Source organism: Huintestinicola sp., assembly GCF_051882455.1.
Taxonomy (GTDB): domain Bacteria; phylum Bacillota; class Clostridia; order Oscillospirales; family Ruminococcaceae; genus Huintestinicola.
The window spans coordinates 15612-28418 of sequence record NZ_JBJERV010000080.1 but is presented as its reverse complement, the minus strand read 5'-3'; the positions used below and the strand labels follow the sequence as shown (position 1 = coordinate 28418).

Annotated in this window: 7 protein-coding genes; 6 read left to right on the top strand and 1 reads right to left on the bottom strand. The window is 50.3% G+C overall.

The genetic code is table 11. The features are described 5' to 3' along the window. On the bottom strand, positions 1-2623 hold a 2623-nt coding region (gene ppdK / locus ACI4J0_RS10175; RefSeq protein WP_439765696.1), incomplete at its 3' end, for a pyruvate, phosphate dikinase. A 386-nt stretch (positions 2624-3009) separates the two neighbouring features. Here ppdK and glmU point away from each other — a divergent pair. From glmU to ACI4J0_RS10145, 6 genes are all read left to right on the top strand, one after another. After that, the gene (glmU, locus tag ACI4J0_RS10170) at positions 3010-4407 is read left to right on the top strand and encodes a bifunctional UDP-N-acetylglucosamine diphosphorylase/glucosamine-1-phosphate N-acetyltransferase GlmU (RefSeq protein ID WP_439765695.1); all 1398 of its coding nucleotides are present in this window, start codon (positions 3010-3012) and stop codon (positions 4405-4407) included. 66 nt (positions 4408-4473) lie between these two features. Next, positions 4474-5436, top strand: a complete 963-nt coding sequence (locus tag ACI4J0_RS10165) for a ribose-phosphate diphosphokinase (protein ID WP_439765694.1) — start codon at positions 4474-4476, stop codon at positions 5434-5436. A gap of 247 nt (positions 5437-5683) precedes the next feature. Continuing rightward, the gene (pth, locus tag ACI4J0_RS10160; protein WP_439765693.1) at positions 5684-6313 is read left to right on the top strand and encodes an aminoacyl-tRNA hydrolase; all 630 of its coding nucleotides are present in this window, start codon (positions 5684-5686) and stop codon (positions 6311-6313) included. A 16-nt stretch (positions 6314-6329) separates the two neighbouring features. Beyond that, positions 6330-6716: a hypothetical protein gene (locus ACI4J0_RS10155; RefSeq protein ID WP_439765692.1), complete on the top strand. Its 387-nt coding sequence runs from the start codon at positions 6330-6332 to the stop codon at positions 6714-6716. Further along, positions 6713-10207 carry a transcription-repair coupling factor gene (gene mfd / locus ACI4J0_RS10150; protein WP_439765691.1) on the top strand — a complete coding sequence of 1165 codons (3495 nt, stop codon included), beginning with the start codon at positions 6713-6715 and terminating at the stop codon, positions 10205-10207. Before ACI4J0_RS10155 ends, mfd begins: the two co-directional genes overlap by 4 nt. Positions 10208-10457: 250 nt before the next feature. Further along, on the top strand, positions 10458-12782 hold the full coding sequence (locus tag ACI4J0_RS10145; protein WP_439765690.1) for a sensor domain-containing protein: 2325 nt from the start codon (positions 10458-10460) through the stop codon (positions 12780-12782). Positions 12783-12807: the final 25 nt, after the last annotated feature.

Below are 12807 nucleotides of genomic sequence, written 5' to 3'. Positions count from 1 at the left end.
TAGCAGCCTGAGCAGCAGCAAGTCTTGCGATAGGCACACGGAAGGGTGAGCAGGATACATAATCGAGACCGATCTTGTGGCAGAACTCAACAGATGTGGGATCGCCGCCGTGCTCGCCGCAGATACCGATGTGGAGCTTGGGATTAACGGGCTTGCCGAGCTTGATAGCCATTTCCATCAGCTTGCCAACACCTGTCTGATCGAGCTTAGCGAAGGGATCGTTCTCAAAGATCTTGGTGTCGTAGTAAGCGTTCAGGAACTTGCCTGCGTCATCTCTGGAGAAGCCGAAGGTCATCTGAGTCAGGTCGTTAGTACCGAAGCAGAAGAAGTCAGCTTCCTTAGCGATATCATCGGCAGTAAGAGCTGCACGAGGAATTTCGATCATTGTACCAACCTCGTACTTGAGATCGGAGCCTGCTGCAGCGATGATCTCGTCAGCAGTCTTAACAACAACGTCCTTAACGAACTTGAGCTCCTTTACCTCGCCAACGAGGGGGATCATGATCTCGGGAACGATCGTCCAGTCGGGGTGCTTAGCCTTAACGTTGATAGCAGCCTTGATGATAGCCTCAGTCTGCATCTTAGCGATCTCGGGATATGTTACAGCAAGACGGCAGCCTCTGTGACCCATCATGGGGTTGAACTCGTGGAGACCTGCGATGATAGCCTTGATATCCTCAACGGACTTGCCCTGAGCCTTAGCGAGAGCAGCAATATCCTCTTCCTCAGTGGGAACGAATTCGTGGAGAGGAGGATCCAGGAATCTGATAGTAACGGGGTTGCCCTCAAGTGCCTCGTAGAGAGCCTCAAAATCGCCCTGCTGCATGGGTTCGATCTTAGCAAGAGCAGCCTCTCTTGCCTCAACGGTGTCAGCGCAGATCATCTCTCTGAATGCTGCGATTCTGTCAGCCTCAAAGAACATGTGCTCTGTACGGCAGAGACCGATACCCTCGGCACCAAGCTCTCTTGCCTTCTTAGCATCAGCGGGAGTATCTGCATTTGTTCTTACCTTGAGCTTTCTGTACTTGTCAGCCCAAGCCATAACTCTGCCGAACTCGCCTGCGATAGTAGCGTCAACGGTGGGAATGATCTCGCCGTAGATGTTACCTGTTGTACCGTCAATGGAGATGTAGTCGCCCTCGTGGAATACCTTTCCGCCGAGCTCGAACTTCTTGTTCTCTTCGTCCATCTTGATATCGCCGCAGCCGGATACGCAGCAGGTACCCATACCACGAGCAACAACGGCAGCGTGAGAGGTCATACCGCCGCGAACTGTAAGGATACCCTGAGCAACCTTCATACCGGTGATATCCTCGGGAGAAGTCTCAAGACGAACGAGGATGACCTTTTCGCCCTTAGCGTCCCAAGCCTCAGCGTCATCGGCAGTGAATACTACCTTGCCGCAGGCAGCTCCGGGAGAAGCGCCGAGACCCTTGCCGAGAGGAGTAGCAGCCTTGAGAGCCTTAGCGTCGAACTGGGGGTGGAGAAGTGTGTCAAGGTTTCTGGGGTCGATCATTGCAACAGCTTCCTGCTCGGTCTTGTGACCTTCGTCAACGAGGTCGCAAGCGATCTTGAGAGCAGCCTGAGCAGTTCTCTTACCGTTACGGCACTGGAGCATATAGAGCTTCTTGTTCTCAACGGTGAACTCCATATCCTGCATATCGTGATAGTGGTTCTCGAGAGTATCGCAAACCTGAATGAACTGAGCGTAAGCCTCGGGGAACTTCTCCTCCATCTGAGCGATGGGCATAGGAGTACGAACGCCTGCAACAACGTCCTCGCCCTGTGCGTTTGTAAGGAACTCGCCCATGAGCTTCTTTTCGCCTGTAGCGGGATCTCTTGTGAAGGCAACGCCTGTACCGGAATTGTCGTTGAGGTTGCCGAATACCATGGGCATTACGTTAACTGCAGTACCCCAGGAATAAGGGATATCGTTGTCGCGGCGGTAAACGTTTGCACGAGGGTTGTCCCAGGAACGGAACACAGCCTCGATAGCGAGCTTGAGCTGCTCAACGGGATCGGAGGGGAAGTCTGTGCCCAGCTGCTTCTTGTACTCTGCCTTGAACTGCTCAGCGAGAGTCTTGAGGTCGGCAGCGGTAAGCTCAACATCGTACTTAACGCCCTTTTCTTCCTTCATCTTGTCGATGAGCTGCTCGAAGTACTTCTTGCCGACTTCCATAACAACGTCGGAGAACATCTGGATAAATCTTCTGTAGGAGTCGTAAACAAATCTCTCGAACTCGGGAGTGGGGTTGCCTGCGATCATAGCGGCAACAACTTCGTCGTTAAGACCGAGGTTGAGGATAGTGTCCATCATACCGGGCATGGAAGCTCTTGCGCCGGAACGAACGGAAACGAGGAGAGGGTTCTTGAGGTCGCCGAACTTCTTGCCGTTGATCTCTTCCATCTTCTTAACGCCTTCCATAGCCTGAGCCATGATCTCGTCGTTGATCTTTCTGCCGTCTTCGTAATACTGTGTACAAGCCTCTGTAGTAATTGTAAAGCCCTGAGGAACGGGAAGACCGATGCTTGTCATCTCAGCAAGGTTTGCACCCTTACCGCCGAGAAGATTGCGCATGGTCATATCGCCTTCGCTGAACATATAGACCCATTTTTTTGCCATTGGATATTACCTCCGTTAATTTTGATTTTTTCTCACGCAACAGCAATGCCGCATTTCCAAAAAATGGTACAGCATTATTATACGTGACCGTAAATATATTATAACAGAAATCTATTAAATTTTCTACTGTACAATAGAAGAAAAAATTCGGTCTGTTTTTGGCTATTTTGACCAAATTGAAAAACTTTGAGGAAATCGGAGAGCAATATGTGTAAAATATGCTTGAAAAATTCATTTTGCTGTGGCATAATAGAGGATAGATATTTAAGAGGATAGAGGATAGAATTTTTACGGTTAGTATATTTAATTGTTGATATACAAACTGTATAATATTGACTATATTACAAAATATAATACAAAATATAATAAATAGGAGAAATTATACTATGAGTAGAAAAACCTGCGCGATAATTTTAGCGGGCGGACAGGGCAAGCGAATGAAGTCCGACCTGCCCAAGCCCATGTTCAAGGTGCTGGATATGCCCATGCTGGACTGGGTCACAAGAGCCTGCGAGGAGGCAGGGGTGACTGATATCTGCGTTGTGACGGGCTTTAACAATGAGGTCATAGAAAAGCACCTTGACGGCAGATACCACACCGTTTTCCAGCCCGAGAGAATGGGCACGGGACACGCCGTAATGATGGCTCTGGACTGGCTGGGGGAGCGGGGGGACAGCGATGTTCTCATCTTAAACGGCGACGCGCCCTTCATTGACAGGGACACCATTTTAGGCGCTCACGCCCTCCATTCCGAAAAGGGCAATGCGGTCACAGTCATAACCTCTGAAATTGATGACCCCACAGGCTACGGCAGGATCCTCAGAACTGCGGACGGCATAAGCGGCATTGTGGAGGAAAAGGACGCCACCGCCGAGCAGAAGAAAATTCGTGAGATAAATTCGGGAGCATACTGGTTCGATACGGAGAAGCTTATCTATGCTCTTGGAGAGATAAAGCCCAACAATTCTCAGGGCGAATATTACCTTACGGACTCTGTATACGTTCTCATAAGCGCAGGTTTTCGTGCAGATGCATATATTTCTTCAAATTCCGACGCAGTTTTAGGTGCAAATGACAGAAAAGGTCTTTTGTTATTGAATAATACGGCAAGATTTGCTATAATAGATAGGTTGATGGACGAGGGCGTGGAATTTACCTGCACCGACGGCGTTGCCATAGGCAGAGATGTCAAGGTCGGCAGGGGCACAGTTATCCTTCAGGGAGTTATCCTCAGAGGAAACACCGTTATCGGCGAAAACTGCGTTATCGGTCCTAACTGCCTTGTCGAAAACTGCGAGGTGGGTGACGGCACTGCGCTGAACTCGGTTCAGGCATTTGACAGCGTTATCGAGGATAACGTTAAGATAGGTCCCTTCGTTCAGATACGCCCGGGCAGCAGGATATGCACAGGGGTCAAGATAGGTGACTTCGTGGAGGTCAAAAATTCCGTCATCGGCAAGAATACTGCCGTTTCCCACCTTACATATGTGGGCGACAGCGACGTGGGCAGCGGAGTTAACTTCGGCTGCGGCACGGTCACATCAAACTATGACGGCGAGAAAAAGTACCGCACTGTTATCGGCGACGACGCATTTATCGGCTGCAATACAAATCTTGTGGCTCCCGTCAGGATAGGAAACGGGGCATACACGGGCGCAGGCTCAACCATTACCAAGGACGTTCCCGACGGCGCACTGGCAGTCGAACGGGGACAGGAAAAGATAATCGAGGGCTATGGCGCAAGGAAGCTCAAGGGCAGGATAGAGAAAAATCGCAAAGGCTGATTTTTGCCTGTCAGTTTAATTTGTCCATTTTTTAGGAAATTTATATAAATCAAAGGAGAAGAAATAATGAATATTCACGGCAAGGACATCAAGATCTTTACTGCAAACTCCAATCCCAAGGTTGCCGAAGAGATCGCAAGGGAGCTTGGCAAGCCCCTGGGTCAGTCTGAGGTGGTAACATTTTCCGACGGCGAGATCAGCGTTTCCATCAAGGAGAGCGTAAGAGGCTCGGACGTTTTCGTTGTGCAGTCCACAAGCACTCCCGTAAACGATAATATGATGGAGCTCCTCATTATGATCGACGCATTCAAGAGAGCCTCCGCAGGACGTATCACAGCCGTTATCCCCTATATGGGCTATGCCCGTCAGGACAGAAAGGCTAAGGCAAGAGACCCCATTTCCGCAAAGCTGGTGGCAGACCTGCTCACCGTTGCGGGCGCTGACAGGATCCTTTCCATGGACCTTCACTGCGCTCAGATACAGGGCTTCTTCAATATCCCCGTAGATCACCTTCTGGGCGTGCCTATCCTCGTTCCCTACTTCATCGATAAGTTCAAGGACATCAGGGAAAACACAGTAGTTGTATCTCCCGACCTGGGCTCCGTAACCAGAGCAAGAAATTTTGCCGCAAAGTTTGACGCTCCTCTTGCCATCGTTGACAAGCGCCGTCAGAAGGCAAATGTCTGCGAGGTAATGAACATCATCGGCGATGTAAAGGACAAGGACGTTATCCTTGTTGACGATATGATCGACACCGCAGGTACACTCTGCAATGCCGCAAAGGCGATCGTGGAAAAGGGCGGAGCAAAGTCCGTTACCGCCTGCGCAACTCACGGCGTGCTTTCCGGTCCCGCTATCCAGCGTATTCAGGACAGCGTTATCAGGGAGGTAGTTCTCCTCGATACCATCGCTCTCCCCGAGGAGAAGAAGATCGACAAGATCACCGTTCTCCCCGTTGCTCCCGTATTCGCACAGGCTATCCAGAAAATTTACGAGGACAGCCCTATCTCTCCTCTTTTCAACAACTGATCGCTGAGCGTATAGTACATCTTTCGGGGCTGGTGCATATTCGGCAGCAGCCCCGTTTTTGGGGCATATTTATATGTGACAAATATATGATTTTGATATAGGATTTTTGTACACTTATACGAAAATGATATTATGTGCATCTTTTGTGATTAGTATTGACAAATCAGCACAAATGTTCTATAATGCAGTACAACGGGGCTTCCGCACAGGCGGCAAGCCCCTATAAGTGTTAAGGAGTATTTAATATATGAGCATTTTCGATATTTTCGATCAGATAAATAAAAACAAGACCCCCGAGCCTGCGGGAGCGGTGGAATTTATCATCGCAGGTCTGGGAAACCCCGGAGCGCAGTATGAAAATACCCGTCACAATGCGGGCTTTATGACGGTGGACACCCTTGCCGTAAAGCACAGCTTTGAGATAAAAAGGCTGAAGTTCAAATCCCTTACCGCCGACGCTGTGATAGCGGGAAAGCGGTGCCTTGTGATGAAGCCCTCCACCTTTATGAACAACAGCGGTGAAGCCATCGTCGAGGCAATGAATTTCTACAAAATTCCCATAGAAAACGTGATAATATGTTATGACGATATAAGTCTGGAGCCGGGAAAAATTCGCATTCGCCGCAAAGGCTCCGACGGCGGTCACAACGGCATAAAATCCATAATCTACCTCACTGGCTCACAGGATTTTCCCCGTATAAAGGTGGGCGTGGGTCAGAAACCCTCGAAGGACTATGACCTGGCAAACTGGGTGCTGGGCAATTTCCCCTCCGAGGATATCCCCAAGCTCCATGAAGCCACCGACAACGCCTGCGCCGCTATCGAGCATATTTTAAGCGGAAATATCGACAAGGCTATGAATCTGTATAACAGCTGAAACGGATATGAATGATATGAAGAAGAATGTTTTGTTTTTTGCGGGAGCGGCAGCGTCCTCTCTTGCCCTTGTACTTATCGTGTGCATTTTCTCGGCGGACGTGATAATATCCGTTCGCCCGCTTACATCAAACGGAGCGGCGCTCATACTGTCCTCCGCCGCATTTGCCCTTGCCGATGTTATTTCCGCCGTTTTCTGCCTTACGGGAAAAATGAAGGACGACAAATCGGTGGTCTATTCGATAACAAGGCTTTTTATTATCGTTTATGCGCTGAATATGAGGGATAAGTCTGCCTGGTTCCTTGTTATTGCAGGGCTTAATGTCATAATGTACGCATTATCATTATTTAAGGATTTCAGAAAATTTGCCGCAAGAAACAGCGGCTCAGAGGTATCGGAATGAATAACAATAAGTCCCTTTTCGGGAAAATAAGACCTGTCCTTGCGGAGCAGGGCGATATCAGGGATATCTGCGAAACTCTCGCAAGAGGATATTCACCCCTTGCGGTATCGGGACTTTCCTCCGTTCACAAATCCCAGCTTGCCATGCTCATAAGCGACGCACTGTACGGAGAGAAAAATGTGCCGCTTCTTCTTATCGCCGACGATGAAGCCTCCGCCAAGAAAATTTGCGACGATATAAACGAGCTTTACGGCGATATCCTTGCATATGTATATCCCGCAAAGGACATCACCCTTGCAAGGGTGGACAGCGTTTCAAGGGAATACGAGCACAGGCGGCTGGGCGTGCTCACACGTCTCCTTGACGGCTCATGCAGGATCGTCTGCGCATCTGCCGAGGCGGTGATGCAGAAAACTGTTCCCCCCAAGGCGCTTTCTGACAATACCATAGTTTTGTCAAGGGATGAACCCGTAGACCTGCCTGCTCTTACACAAAGGCTTGTAAGAGCGGGCTATACACGCTGCGACAAGGTGGAAAGCCCCTCGCAGTTTTCCGTAAGAGGCTCCATTGCGGACATTTTTCCCGTTCAGGAAAAGGCTCCCGTGAGAATGGAGCTGTGGGACGACGAGATAGACGCATTTTCCTACTTTGACCCCGAGACCCAGCGCCGCACCGACAGCATTGACAGGCTGGTCATCCCCCCTGCTTCGGAGGTCCTTTTCGACAGCCCCGAGGAGCTTGCGGAGAGGATAAATAAGCTTGCTTCTTCCGTAAGAGGAAAAAGAGCCGAGGCTGTCAGGGCAAATCTTGCAAAGGACGCAGACGCCGCACTTAACGGTCTTACCCTTGCAAACATTGACAAGTACATTACCATCGCATACGAAAAGCCTGCCCTTATTTTTGATTATCTTAAAAAGGAAAGCTGCGTTCTGTTCAGCGAATATCACAGCTGCTGCGAGAGGGCGAAGGGCGTTATTTCCCAGCACGGGGAGGATATCAGGATACTCCTTGAGGAAGGGGAGCTGTGCAGAGGGCTTGAGGGCTATATGGAGGGCTTTGAGGTCATTTCGGAAAGGGCACAGGAGTTTTCCTGCGTTCTTATGGACTCATTTTTGCGGACAAATGACCTGCGGTGCAAGAAGCTTTTGTCCCTTACCGCCTATCAGACTGCGCCATGGGGCGGTGAGATACGCCAGCTGACCGAGGACCTGCGCTCTCTCATTAACCGCAACTATTCGGTGGTAGTCCTTGCAGGCTCGGAAAAGACACTGCCTATCATTGCCGATGACCTGAGAGAAGAGGGCATTCCCTGCGATATCATGAACGCCGACAGCGTTCTCACCAAGGGACGGGCGCTCCTTACCACAGGCTGCCTTTCCTCGGGCTATGATTACCCCGACATCAAGACCGCCCTTATCACCCAGGCAAGGGCTATGACCTCCAAGCGCAAGCTTCGGAAAAAGAAAAAGGGCGAGGAGATAAAATCCCTTGCGGACATCACCCCCGGGGACCTTGTTGTTCATGCGCTCCACGGCATAGGCAGATTTGAGGGCATACGCAAGCTTGAGCTTGAGGGCATTACCAAGGACTACATCACCATAAAATACGCGGGTACGGACGTGCTTTACGTTCCCGTTACCCAGATGGACCTTATTTCGCGGTATATAGGTCCCCGTGACGATACGGGCGTGAAGCTCAACAAGCTGTCCTCCAACGAGTGGCAGAAGACCCGTTCAAGGGTCAAGAAGGCTGTCAAGGATATGGCGGACGAGCTTATCGCCCTTTATGCAAAGCGCGCTCAGACAAAGGGCTTTGCCTTCTCCGAGGACAATGACTGGCAGCAGGATTTCGAGGCGCGCTTTGATTACACCGAGACCGACGACCAGCTCCGCTGTATTGAGGAAATTAAGCAGGATATGATGAAGCCCGTCCCCATGGACAGACTTCTCTGCGGAGACGTGGGCTTCGGCAAGACCGAGGTAGCGTTCAGAGCGGCATTCAAATGTATGCTTGACGGAAAGCAGTGTGCCATACTCGTTCCCACCACCGTTCTTGCCTGGCAGCATTTCCAGAGTGCCGTAAAGCGCTTCGAGCATTTCCCCTTCAAGATAGAGCTGCTGTCCAGATTTCGCACCAAAAAGCAGCAGGAGGAGATCTTAAAGCAGCTTAAAGTAGGCACCGTTGATATGGTCATAGGCACCCACCGCATAGTCCAGAAGGACGTTGTTTTCAAGGACTTAGGACTTGCCATAATCGACGAGGAGCAGCGCTTCGGCGTGGCTCACAAGGAGCGGTTCAAGGAAGCCTTTACGGGCGTGGACGTGCTCATGCTGTCGGCAACTCCCATTCCCAGAACTCTCAATATGGCTATGAGCGGCATCAGGGACATGAGCGTTATCGAGGAGCCGCCTGTGGACAGATATCCCGTTCAGACCTATGTTATCGAGCATAATATGGGCGTTATCGTTCAGGCGATAAACAAGGAGATGCGCCGGGGCGGACAGGTCTACTATATCCACAACTGTGTGGAAACTATCGAGGGAACTGCCGCAAAGATAGCGGAGCTTATCCCCGACGCGCGCATTGCCGTGGCTCACGGTCAGCTTTCCGAGGAACGGCTTTCGGACATCTGGACGGAGCTTGTGGAGCATGAGATAGATATACTTGTCTGCACCACCATTATCGAAACGGGCGTTGACGTGCCAAACGTAAACACCCTTATCATCGAGGACGCAGACCACTTAGGACTTTCCCAGCTGTATCAGCTGAGGGGACGCGTTGGACGTTCAAACCGCCGCGCCTTTGCCTATTTTACCTTCAGACGGGGCAAGGTGCTTACGGAAATTGCCTCAAAAAGGCTTGACGCCATCAGGGAATTCACCCAGTTCGGCAGCGGCTTCAGAGTTGCCATGCGCGACCTTGAGATAAGAGGTGCAGGCTCAATTCTGGGCGGCAGACAGCACGGTCATATGGAGGCGGTGGGATATGATATGTATCTCCAGCTCCTTAACGAAGCCATTGCCGAGGAAACCGGACAGCCTGTGCCCAGAGCACCGGAGGAATGTCTCATTGACCTGCAGATCGAGGCTCACATTCCCGATGATTACATCGAGAGCCTGTCGGGCAGACTTGACGCATACCGCAAGATAGCGGCAGTCTCCACCAAGGCGGACAGCCTTGACCTCCTCGACGAGTTCATCGACCGCTACGGCGACCCTCCCAAGGCTATCCAGGGGCTTATCACCGTTGCCCTCACCAGAAATATGGCGGGAAAGGCGGGGATAAAGGAGATAACCCAGCGAAAAGATGTGCTCATGATATTTGTCAGCTCCGCCACCATGGAGCAGATACAGGCACTTGTTGCAGAGTTCAAGGGCAGAGTGTCGGTAAACGGCTCCTCCGAAAAGCCCTACATCGCCATCAAGCTCACGCCTTCCGACAAGCCTGTTGATGTTATGCAGCGTGCGGTGGAGATAATGGCGGGAGAATGAAGTCTTTTTGTATAAAATGCAGTTGACATTAAATAATATTCTGTTAATTTTCGGCATATTATACAATGGAAAGGCGCCGGTTTTTATTGCGGGGGAAAATATTATCAGATTTCAAATAAATAATTCACATTGTCATATTGACATATCAGCTATAATTGTTGTATAATTATTCTAATGATTTATGCAATTTTTTCCGCTGCAAGCGGTTTCGTAAAAACAGTTCCCATAATGGGGGAAAGGGGTGGAGCTTATGCGCAAGAGAAGCGGACAGAGCCTTACCGAAAAAATAATATTTGCTGTCGCTTATATTCTTACCGACGTTATTGCCGTGTGCCTTGTAATAAATGTAATAAAAAATAACCCCGACAGTGCTTCGGCTGCCATATCCTCGGTCTGCTATGTTATTGCGGGGGCTCTGTTAGTTGGTGCCGTAGCGATCGTTCACAGCAGCAGGACAAACAAGTTCAAGGAGCTCAAAAACCTCGAGAAAACCATTGAACAGCTTAATTCCATGGTCGTTCTCTGGGATACCTCTTTCAGCTTCGTAAGAGCAAACAATGCCTTTATCCGCACTACAGGCTATTCCGAGGAGGAGCTTCTTGACCCCGATGTAATGAAAAAGGTGCTCCCTCCCGACGCATTTTCGGAAAATCTCCAGGGCATCATCAACAGCCGCGACGAGGAATTTCTCATTCAGACAAAGAACGGCTCCTCGGTCTGTACCGTATGGAACACCTCAATTGTTTCGTCAATTTCAAAGCGGAGCATTGCCGCAAAGGAAGATGTCACCGTTCTTATGTCCATAGGTCCTAACCTTACCGAGACAAATAAGATGAAGCAGGAGGTCATTGCCGCTTCAAGAAAGCTCCGTGAGTCCGAGAGACGCTATGCGCTTTCAATGGACCTTTCCGAGATAGGACTTATCCTCAAGGAGCAGGGCAGCAGCCGCTTCTATGTTTCCGACCAGCTCTGCGAGATGCTGGGCATAGTTTCCGAGGGCGGATACGTTTCAGGCGAGATTATAAGAGAGGCATTCTATCCCAAGGACAGAGTGGTTTTCGACACCTTTGCTTCGGGAATGAAAAGCGCTTCCGAGGGACTTTCCCGAAATGAGATACATTCGGTCGACTTCCGCGCAAGGGCTGCGGACGGCGATTATCACTGGTTCAATTTCCGATATCAGTCCCCCGAATCGGGCAATCTGGACGTGGGCGGCGCCATTATGGACATCACCGCCGAAAAGGAAAAGGACCTTGTTATCGAGCGTATGGCGTATATCGACGAGGTTACTCAGATATACAACAGAAACAAATTCATGATGATGGGCAACGAGATACTTGAATGTACCAGAGCCGACCGCAGCGTTAACTACTGGGTCATCGTTCTCGACATCGACAGCTTCCATATCATAAACGATACCTGCGGCTATACAAACGGAAACCACCTCCTCAAGGAGATAGCTGCGGTGCTGCTTTCAAACCTCACCGAGGGCGGCTTTACCGCAAGGATAGGCGGCGACAATTTCGCCCTGCTGGTAAAGGCTACAGAGGACGAGGAGCTGCCCATAAGACTTATCAAGCGCATACAGCTTGACATGGCGAATATTAACGGAATGGGTCTTGAGACCCAGAACATCACCTGCTCCGCAGGCTACTGCCTTATGAGCGACGGAGGAATGGGAGATTTTGCCCAGGTGCTTGACCGCGCAGAATTTGCCCTCAGCCTCTCAGACGGCACAAGAAGCTCCATTCTTCGCTTCGATAACCATGCCCACGACGCCATCATTGCGGGCAACGCCATTGAAAAGGAGCTTGGAAAGGCTATCGATAACCACGAGCTTGTGCTTTATTATCAGCCTAAGATCAACCTTGAGGACGGCTCCGTAATGGGTATGGAGGCTCTTATCCGCTGGATAAAGCCCGACGGCACAGTGGTGCCTCCCAGCGATTTTATCCCCGTTGCGGAAAATTCCATGCTCATTACCCAGATAAGCCGCTTTGTCCTCTTTGAAGCCTGCCGTCAGAACAAGCAGTGGCAGGATATGGGTCTTGCGCCCGTTACCGTATCCATAAACCTCTCCGCTATCGATTTCTATCAGACAAACGTTACCGAAACTATCCGCACTGCGCTTGAAGAAACGGGTCTTGCTCCTCAGTATCTTGATGTTGAGCTTACCGAGAGCCTTGCGCTCAAGGACATCGACCACGCAGTTATGCAGATGCAGGAGATAAAGGACCTGGGAGTAAAGCTCTCCATGGACGATTTCGGAACGGGATATTCCTCTCTCAGCTATATCCAGGTGCTTCCCATAACTCTTCTGAAGCTCGACCGCTCCTTTATCATGTATCTTGAAGAGGACGAGATATCGAGGGAGATAGTTTCGGCTGTTATCCGCATCGCAAAGTCCAAGAAGATAGAGACTATCGCAGAGGGCATCGAAACTGTGGGACAGGGCGAGATACTCAAAAAATCGGGCTGCGATTATGCCCAGGGCTACTTCTTCGGAAAGCCTATGCCTGCGGACAGATTTGAGGAGTTCTTACGTGCAAGACAGTCAAGACAGATCACAGTATAAAGCGGTTCATATCCCAAAATAATAT

Bases quoted from the DNA above. Each gene is read 5' to 3' on its own strand.
- ACI4J0_RS10165 (WP_439765694.1), top strand. From the start codon at position 4,474: ATGAATATTCACGGCAAGGACATCAAGATCTTTACTGCAAACTCCAAT.
- glmU (WP_439765695.1), top strand. From the start codon at position 3,010: ATGAGTAGAAAAACCTGCGCGATAATTTTAGCGGGCGGACAGGGCAAG.
- pth (WP_439765693.1), top strand. From the start codon at position 5,684: ATGAGCATTTTCGATATTTTCGATCAGATAAATAAAAACAAGACCCCC.
- ACI4J0_RS10155 (WP_439765692.1), top strand. From the start codon at position 6,330: ATGAAGAAGAATGTTTTGTTTTTTGCGGGAGCGGCAGCGTCCTCTCTT.
- ACI4J0_RS10145 (WP_439765690.1), top strand. From the start codon at position 10,458: ATGCGCAAGAGAAGCGGACAGAGCCTTACCGAAAAAATAATATTTGCT.
- mfd (WP_439765691.1), top strand. From the start codon at position 6,713: ATGAATAACAATAAGTCCCTTTTCGGGAAAATAAGACCTGTCCTTGCG.